The organism is Moritella sp. Urea-trap-13, from assembly GCF_002836355.1.
Lineage (GTDB): Bacteria > Pseudomonadota > Gammaproteobacteria > Enterobacterales > Moritellaceae > Moritella.
Genome location: NZ_PJCA01000027.1, coordinates 291,702 through 310,918 on the forward strand (window position 1 = coordinate 291,702; position 19,217 = coordinate 310,918).

General features: G+C 40.6%; 12 protein-coding genes and 1 tRNA gene. 8 read left to right on the forward strand and 5 right to left on the reverse strand.

Going from position 1 to position 19,217, the window contains the following annotated elements; translation table 11 throughout:
• The first annotated feature begins 3 nt into the window (after positions 1 to 3).
• The 7 genes from zipA (at position 4) to CXF93_RS04215 (ending at position 10,564) form a co-directional block, all read left to right on the forward strand.
• Positions 4 to 1,023, forward strand: coding sequence for a cell division protein ZipA (gene zipA, locus CXF93_RS04185; RefSeq protein WP_101061185.1), 1,020 nt, complete (start codon positions 4 to 6; stop codon positions 1,021 to 1,023).
• Between the two features lie 137 nt (positions 1,024 to 1,160).
• On the forward strand, positions 1,161 to 3,188 hold the full coding sequence (gene ligA, locus CXF93_RS04190; protein ID WP_101061186.1) for an NAD-dependent DNA ligase LigA: 2,028 nt from the start codon (positions 1,161 to 1,163) through the stop codon (positions 3,186 to 3,188).
• Positions 3,189 to 3,367: 179 nt separating this feature from the next.
• Positions 3,368 to 4,780 (forward strand): glutamate--tRNA ligase, encoded by a 1,413-nt coding sequence (gene gltX / locus CXF93_RS04195; RefSeq protein WP_101061518.1) that lies wholly within the window; start codon positions 3,368 to 3,370, stop codon positions 4,778 to 4,780.
• A 116-nt stretch (positions 4,781 to 4,896) separates the two neighbouring features.
• Positions 4,897 to 4,972, forward strand: a tRNA-Ala gene (locus CXF93_RS04200).
• Between the two features lie 345 nt (positions 4,973 to 5,317).
• Positions 5,318 to 6,358, forward strand: coding sequence for an AI-2E family transporter (locus tag CXF93_RS04205; RefSeq protein ID WP_101061187.1), 1,041 nt, complete (start codon positions 5,318 to 5,320; stop codon positions 6,356 to 6,358).
• Between the two features lie 116 nt (positions 6,359 to 6,474).
• Positions 6,475 to 7,413: a class I SAM-dependent methyltransferase gene (locus CXF93_RS04210; protein ID WP_101061188.1), complete on the forward strand. Its 939-nt coding sequence runs from the start codon at positions 6,475 to 6,477 to the stop codon at positions 7,411 to 7,413.
• 1,267 nt (positions 7,414 to 8,680) lie between these two features.
• The gene (locus tag CXF93_RS04215; RefSeq protein WP_101061189.1) at positions 8,681 to 10,564 is read left to right on the forward strand and encodes an alpha/beta fold hydrolase; all 1,884 of its coding nucleotides are present in this window, start codon (positions 8,681 to 8,683) and stop codon (positions 10,562 to 10,564) included.
• 88 nt (positions 10,565 to 10,652) lie between these two features.
• Here CXF93_RS04215 and pta read toward each other — a convergent pair whose 3' ends face one another.
• The gene (gene pta, locus CXF93_RS04220) at positions 10,653 to 12,782 is read right to left on the reverse strand and encodes a phosphate acetyltransferase (protein WP_101061190.1); all 2,130 of its coding nucleotides are present in this window, start codon (positions 12,780 to 12,782) and stop codon (positions 10,653 to 10,655) included.
• A gap of 106 nt (positions 12,783 to 12,888) precedes the next feature.
• Positions 12,889 to 14,082 (reverse strand): acetate kinase, encoded by a 1,194-nt coding sequence (locus CXF93_RS04225; RefSeq protein ID WP_101061191.1) that lies wholly within the window; start codon positions 14,080 to 14,082, stop codon positions 12,889 to 12,891.
• A 409-nt stretch (positions 14,083 to 14,491) separates the two neighbouring features.
• Between CXF93_RS04225 and yfbV the strand changes: the two genes are divergently transcribed.
• Complete coding sequence (yfbV, locus tag CXF93_RS04230) at positions 14,492 to 14,929, forward strand: terminus macrodomain insulation protein YfbV (RefSeq protein WP_101061192.1); 438 nt, start codon at positions 14,492 to 14,494, stop codon at positions 14,927 to 14,929.
• Between the two features lie 118 nt (positions 14,930 to 15,047).
• On the opposite strand, the gene rlmA is transcribed toward yfbV, so the two are convergent.
• The 3 genes from rlmA to pflB form a co-directional block, all read right to left on the reverse strand.
• Entirely contained in the window at positions 15,048 to 15,917 is an 870-nt protein-coding gene (gene rlmA, locus CXF93_RS04235) for a 23S rRNA (guanine(745)-N(1))-methyltransferase (RefSeq protein ID WP_101061193.1), read from the reverse strand.
• Positions 15,918 to 16,019: 102 nt separating this feature from the next.
• Positions 16,020 to 16,796: a pyruvate formate lyase 1-activating protein gene (gene pflA / locus CXF93_RS04240; RefSeq protein WP_101061194.1), complete on the reverse strand. Its 777-nt coding sequence runs from the start codon at positions 16,794 to 16,796 to the stop codon at positions 16,020 to 16,022.
• A 126-nt stretch (positions 16,797 to 16,922) separates the two neighbouring features.
• Positions 16,923 to 19,202, reverse strand: coding sequence for a formate C-acetyltransferase (pflB, locus tag CXF93_RS04245; protein ID WP_101061195.1), 2,280 nt, complete (start codon positions 19,200 to 19,202; stop codon positions 16,923 to 16,925).
• Positions 19,203 to 19,217 lie beyond the last annotated feature (15 nt).

The following is a 19,217-nucleotide window of genomic DNA, read 5'->3' on the forward strand; positions in this document are numbered from 1 at the left end:
GTTATGCAAGATTTGCGACTTGTTCTCATCATTTTAGGGTTTATTGCAATTGCTGCTTTAATTACTCATGGCCTCTGGTCAAATAAAAAGAATCAAGTAAAACCATTAAAAGATAAACCGTTAAAGAAACTTGATCAGAACGTTAAAGATAACCAAGGATTTGACCTTGATGGTATCGGTGATAAACGCGTTGTGACTAAATCGGTAGAACCGACAATGAATTTCGAGAGCGATAAACCTGCTCCCGTGTCGGTTGGAAAAATTGAGCCGCAGTTTAGTGCTGTGAATAGCAGCTCATCATCAAGCCGGCCGTTAAAAAATAACGAGCCGCAAGCGAGCACAGACGCTGCGCCAACAGAGACGATAGTAACTGCGTCGTTTTCGGCAATCGATGTCGAAATGCCTACTGTCACGGAAAACGCAGAGACAGTAGAACGTGTGAAAAGTGATTTAAGTTACGATGTTGTCGATGACGCTGAAAATGTGGCTATTGATGCCGAGATTGATGTTGTAATCGATAATTCTCTCGCAGCAGACGAACAGCAGCAAAGTGCATCTCTCGATGCCGCCAATGATTCAGCACAAGATGAAGCCGTTGAAGAAGCTGTATTCGTAATTAATATTATGGCGCGTGAAGGCAAGAGTATTGCTGGTGCAGAATTGCTACAAGAATTGTCTGCCTTTGGTTTCAAATTTGGCGAAATGGATATCTTCCACCGCCATGTTGATGCTGCAGGTAAAGGTGCTGTTATCTTTAGCCTTGCGAACATGGTTAAACCAGGCACTTTCGATATTGATACCATGGAGCAATTTGAGTCTCCAGGGGTATCCTTGTTCATGATGTTCCCGTGTGCAGGTAAAGCATCACACAATTATGGCCTGATGTTAAGTGCGGCAGAGCGCATTGCCGACGGTGTTGATGGTTTATTAATGGATGCCACACGTCACCCATTAACAGAAGACGCCATTGAACAAGAACAAGTGTTTATTCGCAAATTAGAAAACCGTTCATTAGCGAAATAAGCTGTTCATTAGTAGCATACACAGTGCGTTAGCAAAATAAATAAAGCATTAGTAAAATAAACACAGTATCCAGATAAATGCCTCACTTCGGTGGGGCTTTTTTTGATCTTCGGAATTTTTTATCTTTGGAAATAAAGATGACAGAACAAGCAAAACAGATTCAAACCTTAACGCTTCAATTAGAAGAGTATAATCACCAGTATTACGTATTAGATAATCCAAGCGTACCGGATGCGGAATATGACCGACTATTGCATGCATTAAAACAGCTAGAAACCGAATTCCCTGAACTTGCTTTAGCTACGTCGCCAACTCAAAAAGTCGGTGGTGAAGCGCTTACTAGTTTTACCCAAATTCAGCACGAAATACCGATGTTGTCATTGGATAATGTATTTTCTGAAGAGGAGTTGCTGGCGTTTGAAAAACGTTTACAAGATCGTTTGCTGACTAAAACTGAGATTAAATTTAGCTGTGAACCAAAGCTCGATGGTCTTGCCGCCAGTATTTTGTATGAAAATGGTCACTTTGTGCGTGCTGCAACCCGTGGCGACGGGCAAATCGGCGAAGATATTTCTGAAAATGTAAAAACCATTAAATCAATTCCACTACGTTTACGTGGCGATGACTTCCCTGCGCGCTTAGAAGTACGTGGTGAAGTGTTCATGCCTAAAGCCGGTTTTGAACAATTAAATATCAATGCCAAGAAGAAAGGTGAAAAGACCTTTGTTAACCCGCGTAATGCCGCTGCAGGTAGTTTACGTCAACTTGATCCTAAGATTGCCGCAAGCCGTCCGTTAGCCTTTAATGCTTATTCATTAGGTGTTGTTGAAGGTGAAGTTGAGGGTAAAGGCTTATCAAATTCGCATGCTGAAAACTTACAGAAACTGAAGCAATGGGGTATCCCTGTTTGTGCTGATGTGACTGTGGCTATGGGTTATAAAGGTTGCTTAGACTTTTATGAGAACATTGGTGAACGTCGTGATTCACTGTCGTATGACATTGATGGTGTAGTGTATAAAGTAGATGATTTAGCATTGCAAAAAACACTCGGTTTTGTTGCACGAGCACCACGCTGGGCAACGTCGCATAAGTTTCCTGCACAAGAAGAAATTACCACCTTGCTGGATGTTGAATTTCAAGTTGGCCGTACTGGCGCAATCACCCCTGTGGCACGTCTCGAACCGGTATTCGTTGGTGGTGTGACTGTGAGTAATGCCACGCTGCATAACTCGGATGAAATTGCGCGTTTAGGCATTAAAATAAAAGATCAGGTGATTATTCGCCGTGCAGGTGATGTGATCCCACAAGTGGCGCGCGTCATGTTAGAACGCCGCCCTGATGATGCGCAAGACATCGTCTTCCCTGCAACATGCCCTGTATGTGATTCAGAAGTCGAACGTATCGAAGGCGAAGCGACAGTGCGTTGTACTGCGGGTCTGTATTGTGGTGCTCAACGTAAAGAAGCAATTAAACATTTTGCCTCACGCAAAGCATTGAACATTGATGGTTTAGGCGACAAGATGGTGGAACAACTGGTTGATGCCGAGTTAATTAAAACCCCTGCAGACTTGTTTGGTGTTACTTTTGGTCAGTTAACTATGTTAGATCGCATGGGACCAAAAAAGGCAACTAACTTACTCGAAGCATTGAAAGTCGCAAAACACACGACATTGGCGAAGTTCTTATATTCACTGGGTATCCGTGAAGTAGGGGAAGCGACAGCCGCTAACCTTGCCAATGATCTATTAAGTTTAGAGTTCATCAAAAAAGCCTCGGTTGAACGTTTAGTATTGATTAGCGATGTCGGCGAGATCGTTGCTAAGCACATCTTCTACTTCTTCCGTGAAGAGCATAACCTTGCGGTAATTGACCAACTTATCGAAGCGGGCATGAGCTGGGATGATGTGGCGGTTAAAGAACAAAGCCAACAACCACTGTTAGGCACCATTTATGTGATCACTGGTACGCTGGTTAATATTTCGCGTGCTGATGCTAAGACGCGGTTACAAGACTTAGGCGCTAAAGTTGCAGGCAGTGTGTCGAAGAAGACTACGGCGTTAGTGGCTGGTCCTGCTGCAGGCTCTAAGCTCACTAAAGCGCAAGAGTTAGATATCGATATTCTGTCTGAAGATGATTTACTGGCGCTATTGGCATCTCATGGTTAGTTAATCGCTGCACATAGTTATTTAATGACGGTACTAGGGTAGTTTATAACAGAACTAGGGTAGTTAATTTTAGTTCGTGTATTGTTAGTTTTAGCTTTAATGGTAAAATGCGCAGCATCATGTGCTTAACCTGTCGTGGGTTAAGCGAATCAAATAATGTAAAAGGTATTGTGAGACTTATGACTGTTAAGACTCGTTTTGCACCTAGCCCAACTGGCTACTTGCACGTAGGCGGCGCACGTACAGCGCTTTATTCTTGGTTGCATGCAAAAAGCCAAGGTGGTGAATTTGTACTGCGTATCGAAGATACTGATTTAGAACGTTCTACTCAAGAAGCGGTTGACGCGATCTTAGAAGGCATGAAGTGGGCTGGTCTGGATTGGGATGAAGGTCCTTATTTCCAAACTCAACGTTTCGATCGTTACAACGAGTTAGTTGATCAACTACTAGCAGAAGACAAAGCATACAAATGTTATTGTTCACGCGAACGTCTTGACGCGTTACGTGCAGCGCAAATGGATGCGAAAGAAAGCCCACGTTACGATGGTAAATGTAGCCATGGTGATATCGAAGACACCGGTGCTGATTTCGTTGTACGTTTCCGTAACCCGAAAGAAGGTTCTGTTATCGTTGATGACAAGATCCGTGGCAAAGTTGAATTTGCTAACAAAGAATTAGATGACCTAATCATCCGCCGTACAGACGGTTCACCGACATACAACTTCTGTGTAGTTGTTGATGACTGGGATATGGGCATTACTAATGTTGTTCGTGGTGAAGATCACTTAAACAATACACCTCGTCAAATCAATATCTTAAAAGCACTAGGCGCTCCTGTTCCACAGTACGCTCACGTTGCTATGATCCTTGGTGATGACGGCGCTAAACTATCTAAGCGTCATGGCGCTGTCGGTGTTATGCAATACCGTGATGACGGTTACCTACCAGAAGCACTACTAAACTATTTAGTACGTTTAGGTTGGTCACATGGCGATCAAGAAATCTTCAGCACTGAAGAAATGATCAAACTGTTTAGCTTAGACGATGTAAACAAAGCGCCTTCAGCGTTTAATACTGAGAAGCTACAATGGGTAAACCAACATTACATTAAAACACTAGCACCTGAATATGTTGCAACTCACCTTGAGTGGCACATGGCAGATCAAGGCATTGATACGACTAATGGTCCTGCGCTAGCTGAAATTGTTAAAGTACTTGCTGAACGTGCTAAGACACTGAAAGAACTTGCTGCATCTAGCCGTTACTTCTTTGAAGACTACGCTGAATTTGATGCAACAGCGGCGAAGAAACATTTACGTCCTGTAGCAAAAGAAGCATTACTTAAAGTTCAAGAGAAACTAGCTGCGATTGCAGATTGGAGCGATGCTGAAGTATTACACGCTGCAATCAACGATACTGCGACTGAACTTGAAGTCGGTATGGGTAAAGTTGGTATGCCATTACGTGTTGCTATTACTGGTGCCGGTCAATCACCGTCATTAGATGTAACACTAAAGCTTATTGGTAAAGAACGTAGCCTTGCTGGTATCGACAAAGCGTTAGCATTCATTACTGCACGTGAAAACGCCTAAGGGTGTGTAAATAATATACTTTCGGTCGTTTGGTGTTGGTTTTTTAACTTTAAAATATTGACACTAAAACGGCAGATGCATATTATCCCTACAGCAGCAAACGTTGCTGTAGAAATGGGGCCATAGCTCAGTTGGGAGAGCGCGACACTGGCAGTGTCGAGGTCATCGGTTCGATCCCGTTTGGCTCCACCATTTCTACTTCAAAGTATTTCTATTACTCTATTACTCTATTACTCTATTACTCTATTACTCTATTGCTTTCTACAATTCTAAAACATCACTCCTATTTTACTCTTCGTTACGTTATTAATTTGTCATTACCTATCTTTATTGCTATTGCCTGTGTCATCCATTGCTGTTATTTCATCGTAATAAATGTCTTTGTTTTTGATGTTTACACGCGGATCTGAAATGTAAATCGAGTACCTGCATCAATATAATATCATTAGTGTTTTTATCTTGTTAAGGTTATATTCATCAATCATGTCGTAGACTACTGACAACTATTAGCTCCCTGTAGCACCTTAATGAGTAACTATGAAACTAATTTTAAAAGAAAATAGCCAAATGCGTAATTTGGTGATGATAGCTGCGGTGATTATTATCCTTGGTGGTATCAAAATAGCCACGCCGATTATCATTCCATTTTTACTGGCTATATTCATTGCCATTATCTGTAATCCATTGGTTAACCTTATTATTCGTTGTCGTATTCCGCGCGGAATTGCTATTTTTATGGTGTTGATTGTCGCGATCATGATGGGCCTGACGATCACCAGTGTGATTGGTTCAAGTGTGCAACAACTCACCAGTAATATTGGCGACTATCAAAGCCAAATTCGTGGTCATTACGGCGAATTAGTGACGTTCTTACATAAATACAATATCCAAATATCATCAGATACCTTACTGGAATACTTTAACCCTGGTACTGCTGTTACTATGGTTTCGAGTATGGTTAGTAGTTTATCTGGCGTAATGGCAAACATATTCCTGATCTTATTAACGGTGGTATTCATGCTATTTGAAGGTGAAGTGTTACCGAAAAAACTGCATTTCATGTTTAAAGATCCCGATTTCAAATTAGCCCAACTAGACAAGTTTTTAGATTCAGTGAACAAGTACGTGGCGATTAAAACCTTAGTGAGTATTGCGACCGGTCTTTGTGTTGGCTTGATGCTGTTCATCATGGATGTTGATTTCTATTTGTTATGGGGCTTAATTGCTTTCTTACTTAACTATGTGCCGAATATCGGCTCGTTAATTGCGGCAGTACCTGCGGTTATCTTAACTACTCTACAACTGGGTTTACCCCAAGCGGGTGCAGTTGCTGCTGGTTATGTGACTATTAACTTAGTCATGGGTAACTTGGTAGAGCCACGCTTCATGGGTAAAGGCTTAGGTTTATCGACCTTGATTGTATTCTTATCGTTAATATTCTGGGGTTGGTTGCTTGGACTTGTGGGCATGTTGCTGGCAGTGCCACTGACGATGATTGTCAAAATTGGTTTAGAAACAATCAATGATCAGAACTGGATGTCGATACTGATCAGCAGTGATGTTGAGGTGAAAAAATAACTGAGTGCCTAGATCGCATTTTAGCACTAGTCAGGTATAATGCCTGACATTGAAGAAAGGGATGTACAGTGTGCATCCCTTTTTATTTTCCAAGATTAATTAAGGTGAATAAGATTGTGACTGTCGCTATGTCCGAGGCTGATGTGAAATTGCCGCTTGAGTTTATTGATTTTTCTGCTGTAGCAGAAGATGCCTGTCGCTTGTTCCATGGTCGTGGCCACACGTATGCGGGTTTCGAGCACATCAACATTGATTGGTTGTCACCGGTTGCACTTATTACGTTATACAAAGAAGAACAAAACGATTACTTAATGCTGCTAGCAGAAGCGCTGCAAGCACAACTTGGTGAACAGTGTAAAACGGTATTAGTGCAGTTCCGCTGTCGTGAGCGTGCACCGACGTCATTGTTCCTTGGTGAAGAATGTCACCGTACCGAGATCACTGAAAACGGCATGACCTTTAACCTTGAGTTTGGTCGTGCGCAAAACACTGGTTTGTTCCTTGATATGGCTAATGGCCGTCAGTGGGTTAAAGAACAGTCTGAGCATGCTAACGTATTGAACTTGTTTTCTTATACCTGTGCTTTCTCTGTGGCTGCGTTAGCGGGCGGGGCTGATAAGGTGATGAACGTTGACCTTAGTCGCACGTCACTTACTATGGGGCGTGATAATCACCGCAGTAATGGTCATGATCTTAAGCGGGTTAAATTTGAAGGTGTTGATATCTTTAAATCATATGGACGTTTACGTAAGCATGGTCCTTATGACCTGTTGATCTCGGATCCACCGTCGTTCCAAAAGGGCAGTGTGGATATTAAGCGTGATTACAGCAAGATCATCAAACGTATTCCGGAGCTGATGAAGCCGGGTGGTAAAGTAATGTTATGTTTGAACGCTCCTGAGCTAGGTGAACAGTTCTTATTTGATAATGTTGCCGAGCATTGCCCAGATTGTGTGTTCCAAGAACAACTGCCAACGCCAGCTGTATTTAAAGAAGCAGAAGCGGGTAAAGGCCTTAAAGTATTAATCTTCATTTACTCGCCTAAAGCAGAGTAATCGCTAATCTTTATTATTTTAGCATCAAAATACCACTATATTACTTTTTGGTATAACTTATATCAAGTTGTTCTATTTTGTTTATTATCGTTCAGTTTTAGTCAATCTGTTGTGTTTTGAGGCCGTGACTCCTTCCTTATATCGTTAGTTTGCTTTCATATGAAGAGCGCACAAGCAAAATGTTGATAAATAATTACAGAATGGATTTATTGACGGTGATCAAACTTTTTGCGGTGAACGACAAATATTGCGGACTGAAAATGCTGTGTTAGGATTAATACATGAGCTGAGCAAAGGGTTGTTCAGAGAAGTGTGATAAACGGGTTATCGATTATCGACATATTTAACGATGTACTCTTTAGTACTAGTAAGGTGGTTATGATGGACTATAATGAAAACGATTTATCGTATTATCAACTTCAAGACGAATTGAAACAAGAATTGGAAGCGGAACTACGTGACCAACTTGATGATGAAGCAGGCGTAAACTAATCTGCACGATTAAGTAGATTAGCGATAACAAACTGTTAATTAAAGAAGCCTCGATTGAGGCTTTTTTTATGCCTGTCTTATGGCACTTCATACCTAGGTTATTCTCAATACCCTCCTCTAAAACCATATGATATTTTATCCTTGTATGTGACCTGAACGCTCCGCACACCTCGCCTCACAGGTTAATGATGACGTTATACACAGGGTGAAGATACATGTGTATATAATACGGTTCAATCTATCCCCCTGTGTATAACTTTAAGTATAAAAATAAGGTTGTGGACTAAATCTATCATATTTAGGCATTGTTTTACCTATAACCCATGTTTCTGTTAGGTTATCCACAGAATCTGTGGATAAACATGTGTGTTAACTTGTGTGGTTGTTTTAAGTTGTTGTATTTAAATGTTTTTTTATGTAAATTGTCTGACTTGTTGAAAAATCAAGAAAAAATTAGAAATTAAATGCAACTAAAGACTGGTTAATTTAGCTTATTTTGTTATATAAAAAATCGCCCTCAGAAGCCTTGAGAACGTTATTTTTAATTTGAGGCTAAGACGTTAATTACTGAGTTTGAATCGCTGTAAGCGCGATTATGGAAACGCTGTGAATGCATAAATTTTATGAGCAGAAAATCGATTAATTTAAGCCTCATTGTGAGCACTTTATAGATGAAGTGTACCTACTGGAAGGCTCTCTCATCAGTGGTGATCGTGGTATAGTGATTGGAGTAGGTTACTTTAAATGTTAAATCAAATCACCGGTATATAAATTTATGGTTAATTATTTTTCTATTTCTCAAGTCGATACTGACGCTTATCCTTTGCGCCATGAAAATGTTGATAAATTTGCATTAGTTTGTGAAGGTGGTGGACAGAGAGGTGTATTCACCGCCGGTGTATTAGATGCATTTTTGAAAGCCAATTATAATCCGTTTGACTGTTTTATTGGTACGTCAGCAGGTGCGTTAAATTTGGCATCTTATGTCTGTGGCCAATATAGACATGCTTATGAGGTCATTAATAAAGTGACTCGTGATCCAGATTTTTTTAATATTAAGAATGTATTTCGTGGTGAAAACAGCTTGAATTTGGATTTGTTAATTCATGCTACAGAAACACATTTGGCGCTGGATTGGGATACTGGATTAAAAAAATTAGAGAACCGCGAGTTATATTGCGTTGCTACCAATATAAATAGTATGCAAGCTAAATGCTTAGATTTAAAAAGAGGCAGTTGGCAGAAAGCCTTAAAAGCGACGTGTGCTATTCCTTTATTAACGGTTAATCCGATCAAAATTGACAATGACGATTGGTATGATGGTGGCGTTACGGCGCCTATCCCGGTTCGAAAAGCATATAAGCTTGGTTATAAACATATTGTTGTGATTAGAACGATTCCTGTCGATGCTAGTTATAACCATGAGTGGTTGAACTTTTTAAAAAAAGTGGGTCCCAATAAACTTAAAAATTTAAGCCACTTATTAATGATCCATGAAGACGCGTACCGTGCGGATCAAGCATTCTTAGAAAATCCGCCCGATGATGTTGTTATTTATGAGATCCACCCAGCAACGCATTTACAAACATCTTTAGTCCATTCATCTAAAAAAGCAGTTGATAGCGATTACGCGTTAGGTTTTGAAATGGGTAAAAAATATCTTAATCTCATTGCGGATAAAATCCATAAAGATCAATTTGAACTTGCCAATGTGGCCGATTTCCCCCTCAAAACAACCGATGATGTTGATACCACTGATAAGGCCTGTAATGAGGTAATTAAAGACTTAACACGTGGTAGTTTTATTGGTTTTGACAAAGTCAGAATCAATTGGATTAATTATAATCCACATAATAAAAAAGATACCTTGGTGATTGTTAACGGTAGAAATGAATCTTATTGGGGCTATTTAGAACTCATTTATGAGCTGTCGCATCTTTATAATATTTATACCTATGATCATCGAGGTCAAGGTGAATCTGGGCGATGGGGAGAGGATCTAGACCTAGGACATGTGAATGAGTTTCAAGATTACATCGTTGATTTACAACTATTTATGGATAAAGTTGTTTATCCGAATAGCGCTGGTGATTGTTACTTAGTCGGACACTCTATGGGCGCAAATATTTGTACTCAATACATTCAATTCTATCAACACAAAGTGAAAAAGTTATTGTTGAGTACGCCTATGTTTGGTCTTGGTTTATCCATTAAAAGTAAGTTAGATACCTCAAGCAACTCAATTTTCGAGCGTTTTACTAAGAAACCTAATTACGCTTTAGGTCGTTCTTTTTATGATTTTCCTGAATTTGATAAAAACCTCATGAGTAAGAGTAAATTACGCTATTCACGTTATACCAATAGCTATAATGAAAAACCAAATTTAAAGTTAAATGGCCCGAGTACTAAATGGATCCAAGAATCCATTAAAGCGTGTGAAAAAGTGTTAATTAATGCCCATAAAGTGGATATTCCAGTGTTGATATTACAAGCGGAACATGAATATGTGGTGAGTAATTTAGCGCAAGACAAGTTTAATGAAAGTTGTCCTCATAGCTATATTGAAGTGGTTGAAGGCGCATTACATGGTTTATTTATTGAAGAAGATAAATATCGAAATATTGCAGTTAATAAATTGATTTTCTTTATGAAAAACTAAGCTGTCTCGTTGGTGAGTTTGATGAGGTCAAATAAACAAAAAAGGCTTCCCGAGGGAAGCCTTAATACACGTTTAACAGGTTTTCAGACTAGTTGCTTAATTGCTTAGCTTGAATTGCTGTAAGAGCGATTGTGTAAACGATATCGTCTACTAATGCGCCACGTGATAAATCATTTACTGGTTTACGCATGCCTTGCAGCATTGGACCAATAGAGATTAGGTTTGCAGAACGCTGTACTGCTTTGTAAGTTGTGTTACCAGTATTAAGATCTGGGAATACAAATACAGTCGCTTTACCAGCAACAGGGCTGTTTGGCGCTTTGCTTTTCGCTACATTTTCCATGATAGCTGCATCGTACTGTAGAGGACCATCAATGATCAAATCAGGACGACGTTCTTGAGCAAGTTTAGTTGCTTCACGTACTTTCTCTACATCACTACCTTGGCCAGATGAACCAGTTGAGTAAGAGATCATAGCAACGCGAGGGTCGATACCGAATGCTTTAGCAGAATCCGCAGATTGAATTGCGATGTCAGCTAGTTGAGAAGCATCTGGGTCTGGGTTAATTGCACAATCACCGTACACTAACACTTGATCAGGTAGCAACATGAAGAAGATCGAAGACACTAGGTTTGAACCCGGTGCTGTTTTGATCAACTGTAGTGCTGGACGGATTGTGTTTGCTGTCGTATGAACGGCACCAGATACAAGACCATCAACTTCAGCTTGTTCTAACATCATAGTCGCAAGTACAACACTATCTTGTAGTTGTTCACGTGCTACTACTTCAGTCAGACCTTTCGCTTTACGCAGTTCAACCATAGGAGCAACATATTTTTCACGACATGTTACTGGATCTACGATTTCAACACCGTCAGAAAGAATGATACCTTGGCTCTCTGCAACACGTTTAATTTCAGCTGGGTTACCAAGCAATACTGGTGTCGCGATACCGCGTTCAGCACAGATGTTAGCCGCTTCAATTGTACGTGGCTCTTCGCCTTCAGGTAATACAACACGTTTCTTCGCTTGACGCGCTAATTCAGTTAACTGGTAACGGAATGCAGGCGGTGATAAACGACGAGTACGTTGTGTACCAACAGTTAACGTTTCAATCCATTGCTTGTCGATGTGACTTGCGATGTATTCTTGAACTGCTTCGATGCGTTGTTTGTCATCTGCAGGGATATCAAGATTGAAGTTTTGAAGCGTTAATGCAGTCTGCCAAGTGTTCGTTGGCGTTAGCATGATTGGTAAACCAGTTGCCATTGCTTGTTGACAAAGTTTTAATACACTTGCGTCTGGACGAACATCACCAGTTAATAATAATGCACCGATTTTAACGCCGTTCATTGCAGCAAGACATGCAGCAACAATAACGTCAGCACGATCACCAGAAGTAACTAATAAGCCACCTGGACGGAAGTGCTCAAGCATGTTCGGGATAGAACGTGCACAGAAAGTGATACCCACTAGGCGACGTTCTTCGATGTCGCCTTCGTTTAGGATTTCAGCACCTAAGTGTTTAGCTAGATCTTTTGCACGTGGTGCAATTAGCTCAGCGCTCCATGGGATACAACCCAGGATAGGCATTGGGCTTTTGCCAAATACTTGTAGCACTTCTAGGTTATGGCTAGCATTACCTGCGTTTGCTTCAAACATTTCTGCAAGATCTGGACGGCTACGACCAGCTTCATCAAGTGGTGCGCCAACTTTGTTGATCACACAACCAATGATGTTTTTGTTTTTGCTGCCGCCGAAGTTTGAACAAGCGATCTCTAGACGATCTTTAAGCTGTTCTGAAGAATCTGTGCCTGGGTTAGTCACAAATACCATTTCAGCGTCAAGTGCTTTAGCGATGTTGTAGTTTACATCGTTAGCAAATGGTTGTTTTGATGTTGGTACTAGACCTTCAACAACAACGATTTCAGCGTCAACCATGTGCGATTCAAAACGCTCAACGATATCTTCAAGAAGCACGTCAGTTTTACCAGCACCGATTAATTTTTCAGCGTGTAATAAAGTGAACGGCGTTGCAGGTGATGCATTCGTTCCTTGACGGATAATTTCAGTTGATAACTCAGGACCTTTTTCGCCTTGGCGAGGTTGAGCAACAGGTTTGAAAAAGTTAACGTTTAGGCCGTTGCGTTCAAACGCACGAACCATACCTAGACTAACAGAAGTTACGCCTACGCCTACGCCAACTGGGATAAGCATTATAGTGCGAGCCACTAGCGTCCCCTTATATTGGGATTGAGAAGAAAGAAAGGTGCGATCACACCTTTCTTATAAAAAGTTAAACTTAGTTAAGTTAACAGTCTAATTAGATTAAGCTTACTGCGTCTTGAGCAATAACAAGTTCTTCATTAGTAGAGATAACCATAGCTTTAATTTTACTGTTTGCTGTAGTGATCGTACCTTCTGAACCAAAACGTGCAGCTGTATTTGCAGCAGCGTCAACTTCGATACCGAAGATTGAAAGTTGGTTCAATACTAAAGCACGGATAACATCAGAGTTCTCACCGATGCCACCAGTAAATACGATAGCGTCGATACGGCCTAAAGCAGCAGCGTATGAAGCGATGTATTTAGCTAGACGGTAGCAAGAAAGTTCCATTGCGCGAACAGCGCCAACTTGACCTTCTGCATAACCATCTTCGATAGCACGGCAATCGCTAGAAATTTCAGAAACACCTAGTAAACCACTTTCGTTGTTTAGCATGCTGTTAACTTCTGCAAGTGTGTAGTTACACTGTGTAACTAGGTGATTAATGATACTTGGATCAATATCACCACTACGCGTACCCATTACTAGACCTTCAAGCGGAGTCATACCCATGCTTGTGTCTACTGATTTACCGTCTTTAATTGCACAAACAGATGCGCCGTTACCTAAATGACAGTTGATGATGTTAGTTTCTTCAACTTTTTTACCTAGAAGCGCAGCAGCTTCACGAGTAATGAATAGGTGACTAGTACCGTGCATACCGTAACGACGGATGTTATTTTCGCGGTATAGTTTGTACGGTAATGCGTATAGGTATGCTTTTTCAGGCATAGTCTGGTGGAACGCAGTATCGAATACAGCAACTTGTGGAAGCGTTGGGAATGCAGCTTGTGCAGCACGGATGCCGATAAGGTGAGCCGGGTTATGAAGCGGTGCTAATGTTGCACAGTCTTCGATGCCTTGCATTACAGTGTCATCGATGATTACAGATGAAGTGAATTTTTCGCCGCCGTGAACAACACGATGACCGATCGCTACAATAGCGTCGCTCATTTCTTGTTTTTCGTTAAGAATGTTATTTACGATGTATGCTACAGCTTCTTTGTGAGAAGCAAATGCGCCTAGATCGGCTGTGCCTTTATTGCCGTCAAGTTTCCACTTGATGCGTGCGTTTTCTAAATTAAAGCATTCAGCAAGACCAGATAATTTTTCATCACCTGATACTGAATCAAGAACTGCAAATTTAAGAGAAGAGCTACCACAGTTTAGAACTAGAACGAGTTTATTCATGCGTAAAAACCTATTATGAAATAATCAATAAAATAACTGATAGCAATACCTAGCGATATTGGCTTAGGTATCGTATCTTTATTAAAGCACAGACGTTATCTGTGCTTAGTAAATTGGCTGACACTGTCATTTTTACGTACGATGTCGTAGTGATACGACGAATGTTCGTTACTAAGTATCCATCTTAAAGAAATGACAACTTTCTAAAACTGTGAGTTATATCACTCACATTTTCCCTAAAAGTGTTAACTGCTTCATAGTTTACTTGCTATAGGACGATATCTCAAAGTATATTTGTAATAAAGTTGATCTAAACCATTAACTTAACATTCATATACTATTTTACCTGCACCATGACATAGTGTATGGTTTGAATTATAGAAAATTTATCTTTTACGGGAGGATGCTGATGAGTGTATTTAAAGATACCCTTTATAAAGGTCAACATTATATGCAGCGCTGGCCGATGAAAAAAGAATTGGCTGCACTTTTTCCTGAGAATAGAATTATTGCTGCTACGCAGCTTGGCTTTAAGACTATGCCGCCATTAGCTATTCTAACGGTGATGATGCAGTATCTCTATGGGGATATGCAGCAACTACCAGCGAGTATTGCGATTGCATTGCTATTAATTACATTGCCAATGCAAGGTCTGTTTTGGTTAGGTAAACGTTCGAAAGAACTATTACCTGTGTCACTGGCAACCTGGTACCACGAGTTATATCAAGGTTTAGTGACGCAAGGTTGTGAACTTGAACCAGCCAAAAAAAATCCGCATTACAGTGAATTAGCTTATGTGTTAGAAAGTGCATTCAAGCGTATGGATAAAGCGTTTATGGCTAAGTAATAGACGATATGCAGCTGTGTAAGGTCGTATTAATCGTTACATAAACACTGAGTCTCGAGATGAATACCGATATTAAAGCTAATATCGGTATTTTTTTGTCTGAATTTTTGTCTGGAAATCAAGCCGTGCGTTTATACAGGGTAATATTAAAGTCCAATGTTAGCGTTAAGTCAGCCGCGTAGAGCGCTGCTTTTTGCTCATCACTCATTTTCCACGCCAGTGGTGTCATTTCCAATAAATTCTTGCTGTCTTTAGCCTGTGTTAGGGTTATCTGGTCTGTTAAACGTTGTTGTTCAACCACGTCAAACCCTGCAATTTCTTCAATCGTCATGTCATGCTTTTCAGGTGTTTGATAAATCTTTTGTTTTAACTCAAACAAATGCTCGGCAGCCGGTGTCACTGTGAGTAAATAACCGTCTGTTTTGATAATACGAGCCAGTTCGTCGTTTTGTGATGGTGCATAAATACGCGTGACTAAATCTTGGCTAGCATCAGCGAAAGGAGTCGCGTAGGCGCTGGCCACACAAAAACTGATGCTCTTATAGCGTTTGGCTGCATAGCGGATCGCAGATTTAGAAATATCTAAACCGGAAATTTGTAGCACTACCTTGGTATCCACATTTGAGGTAGTCGCATCATTAGCATTCGTTATAGCCTGCGCTAAGCGGTGGGTGTAATAACCTTCGCCACAGCCCAAATCGAGGATGTTAGGTGTCTCTACAGTCGCTAAAGCCTGCTGAGCAATGCTATTTACCTTATCAGATAATGATTGATAAAAGCCTTGGTCTAGAAATTCACGACGGGCTTGCATCATCTCTTTGTTGTCACCAGGATTCTTTGATTTTTTGTTTTGTACCGGCAACAAGTTAACGTAACCTTCTTTTGCTAGATCAAATTGGTGGCGTTGCTCGCAAGCTAGACTTTTGTCGTGTGCGGATAAAGGGCTAGCGCAGATGGGGCAAAGGTAGATAGGGCAAAGGTAGTTCATGTGATCTCATTATTCTGATGACGGTTAGCAAAAAGGCTAAAACAAAAAACCGATCATAGCATAGTGCTAGGATCGGTTTGAAATAGAATGCTGTTTGGACGATTAATAAATTACATTATCTCTGTATTCTAATAAGATAGCTTGAATGCGGTCCATCGTGTCTTTACTTGGTGGCGGCACACCATCGAGTGGGTAATCAAAGCCCATGGTTTTCCATTTGTGCAGGCCGAGTTCGTGATAAGGCAGCAATTCAACTTTTTCAATGTTATCCATGTGTTGAATAAATTTACCCAGTGCATGTGCAGATTCATCATCATCGGTATAACCAGGTACAACAACATAACGTATCCATGTTTTCTGGTTACGTTTGGCTAAATATTCTGCAAATTCTAACGTACGCTTGTTACTTACACCCACTAATTCTTGGTGTATTTCGTCGTTCATTTGTTTTAAATCCAACATGACTAAATCAGTTACATCGAGTACTTCGTCAATCACGTCGCTGTATTTTCGAATATAGCCGTTAGTATCTAAGCAAGTGTTAACACCTTCGGCTTGCGCTGCAGTAAAAAAGTCACGGATAAATTCAGGCTGTAGCATTGCTTCGCCGCCTGATGCTGTTACACCCCCACCAGTTGCTAGCATAAATGCTTTGTATGAAACAAGTTCACGCATTAATTCATCAACGGTAGTTTCTTTACCTGAATGCAAATCCCATGAATCACGGTTGTGACAATACAGGCAACGCATTAAGCAGCCTTGCATGAAAACGATGTAACGAATACCTGGTCCATCTACGGAGCCAAAAGATTCGGTAGAATGAATGCGTCCGACTGTGCTACATAACTCGGTAGAATCAATAGGCTTAATAAGCGACATAATATTTCCAAAAGATAAGGCTATACGTTTATTATAAATACAAAAGCCTTACATGTGTAAGGCTTTTGTTTCTGTGACTATAAAAACAACCTAGGGTTACATTTTATAGTGCTATTCCTATCAGTCTTAGAATGACTGTTGGAATGTACGTGTGATCACGTCTTGTTGTTGTTCAGGCGTTAGCGAGTTGAAACGTACCGCGTAACCAGACACACGAATGGTCAGTTGTGGGTATTTTTCAGGGTGCTTAATCGCGTCTAGTAACATTGAACGATCCATCACGTTTACGTTTAAGTGCTGACCACCTTCAATTGCACTGCTGTGCTTGAAGTAACCATCCATTAAACCAGCTAGGTTAGTACGACGTGTATCGTCTGTTTTACCTAGTGCGTTTGGTACGATAGAGAAAGTATAAGAAATACCATCTTTTGCGTATTCAAACGGTAGTTTTGCAACTGATGTTAGGGCTGCGATTGCGCCTTTCTCATCACGACCATGCATTGGGTTTGCACCCGGTGCGAATGGTGCGCCTGCACGACGGCCATCTGGTGTTGTACCGGTTTTCTTACCGTATACAACGTTTGATGTAATTGTTAGTACTGACTGTGTTGGTTTTGCATTACGGTACATTTTGTGACTAGCAACTTTCTTCATGAAAGTTTCAACTAGTTCACAAGCGATATCATCAACACGTGAATCGTTGTTACCAAATTTAGGATAATCACCTTCGATTTCAAAATCGACTGCAATACCGTTTTCATCACGGATTGGTTTAACTTTTGCATATTTAATTGCAGAAAGTGAATCAGCAGTAACAGATAGACCGGCGATACCACATGCCATTGTACGTTCTACGTCACGGTCATGTAATGCCATTAGTGATGCTTCATACGAATATTTATCGTGTGAATAGTGAATTGAATTTAGTGCAGTAACATATGTTGTTGCTAACCAATCCATCACTTTGTCATAACGCGCTGTGATATCTGCGTAATCAAGTACATCATCAGTGATCTTGTCTGCTTTAGGACCAATTTGGATTTTTAGTTTTTCATCTACGCCGCCATTGATTGTATATAACAATGCTTTAGCAAGGTTACTACGAGCGCCGAAGAACTGCATTTGTTTACCAACGATCATTGGTGATACACAACATGCAATTGCATAGTCATCATTGTCGAAGTCGGTACGCATTAAATCATCATTTTCGTACTGGATTGATGATGTATCAATAGATACTTTCGCACAGTAGCGTTTGAAGGCTAATGGTAAATGTTCAGCCCACAATACAGTGATGTTTGGCTCTGGTGAAGGACCCATAGTGTATTGTGTGTGTAGTACACGGAATGATGATTTAGTTACTAGTGAACGACCATCTGTACCCATACCTGCGATAGTTTCTGTTGCCCAGATTGGGTCACCAGAGAATAATTCATCGTATTCAGGTGTGCGTAGGAAACGTACCATACGTAGTTTCATAACTAAGTGGTCAATCATTTCTTGAGCGTCAGTTTCAGTAATGATACCCGCTTGTAAATCACGTTCGATGTAAACATCTAAGAACGTAGTTACACGACCGAAGCTCATTGCTGCGCCATTTTGTGATTTAACAGCAGCTAGGTAGCCGAAGTAAGTCCACTGGATCGCTTCTTTTGCGTTTGTTGCTGGGCCAGAAATATCGAAACCGTAAGTTGCCGCCATTTCTTTGATTTGTGCTAGGGCACGGTACTGCTCAGAGATTTCTTCACGTAAACGCATTGTTGCTTCTAGGTCTTCACCTGAATAGAACTTCGCTTCTAATGATTTTTGCTGTGCAAATTTATCTTTCATTAGGAAGTCGATGCCGTATACAGCAACACGACGGTAATCACCAATGATACGACCACGGCCATATGCATCTGGTAAACCCGTTAGGATACCTGACTTACGACATTTCATGATGTCGTTTGTATATACGTCAAATACACCTTGGTTATGCGTTTTGCGGTATTCAGAGAAGATTTTCTTCGTTGTTGCGTCTAATTCTTTGCCGTATGCTTTACAAGAACCTTCAACCATACGGATACCGCCATTAGCGATAATTGCACGTTTTAATGGTTTCTCAGTTTGTAAACCAACAATTGTTTCTAAACTTTGGTCGATATAACCAGCAGCATGAGAAGTAATTGTTGATGGTACTGATGTATCAAAATCAAGTGGAGCATGGGTGCTGTTTTCGATTTTGATGCCTTCCATGACATTGTTCCAAAGCGTATCTGTTGCTTTAGTTGCGTCAGCTAGGAAAGATTCATCACCGGTAAACTCAGTGTAGTTCTTCTGGATGAAATCACGTAGATTAACTTCGTTAGTCCATTCACCAGTAGTGAAACCTTTCCAAGCTTGATCAAATATTGTTTGTTCAGTCATAAGTACACCTAATCT